Origin of the sequence: Psychromonas sp. B3M02 (assembly GCF_003318165.1) — a bacterium.
In the GTDB taxonomy this organism is placed as follows: domain Bacteria; phylum Pseudomonadota; class Gammaproteobacteria; order Enterobacterales; family Psychromonadaceae; genus Psychromonas.
The window spans coordinates 1-712 of the sequence record NZ_QOCB01000098.1; the positions used below are offsets into that span (position 1 = coordinate 1).

At 36.4% G+C, this 712-nt stretch carries 1 protein-coding gene; it reads left to right on the top strand.

All coding sequences use genetic code 11. The features are described 5' to 3' along the window. Positions 1 to 119: 119 nt before the first annotated feature. Positions 120 to 712: oxygen-dependent tRNA uridine(34) hydroxylase TrhO (trhO, locus tag DS885_RS17785; protein ID WP_258546895.1), on the top strand; the 593-nt coding region annotated here is incomplete at its 3' end.

Below are 712 nucleotides of genomic sequence, written 5' to 3' on the forward strand. Positions count from 1 at the left end.
TAAAAATTTTATGAGGAAAATTAGATTAAAATTAAGACAATATAAAAATTGCTAATGCCGTTTCTATTCGTATAATGCGTGGCTAATTTACGTTTCGGTCCGTAGAACGAGGAAAAAACATGTCAAATACAGTTGTTTGTGCTTTATATAGGTTTGTTGAACTAGCCAATTACGAAGAGATTCAAACCCCATTACTTAATATATTGAATGCAAACCAAGTTAAAGGCACTTTATTGTTAGCAAGCGAAGGAATCAACGGAACCATCGCAGGCGATCAAGAAGGTATTGATAATGTCCTAAATTGGCTAAAAGCGGATCCTCGGTTAGCATCTCTTACTGCTAAGTTTTCATTTGATGATGAAAACCCGTTCTATCGCACTAAGGTTAAACTGAAAAAAGAGATTGTTACCATGGGTGTGGAGGGCATTGATCCTAACCGTACAGTAGGAACTTATGTAAAGCCTAAAGATTGGAATGCATTAATCAGCGACCCTGAAGTCTTACTGGTTGATACTCGAAACGATTATGAAATTAGCATTGGTACCTTCGAGAATGCAGTGGATCCAAAAACCACTAACTTCCGTGAATTCCCAGAGTACGTTAAAGAAAACCTAGATCCAGAAAAACATAAGAAAGTAGCTATGTTTTGTACTGGTGGTATTCGTTGTGAAAAATCAACAGCTTACCTAAAAGAACAAGGTTTTGATGAAGT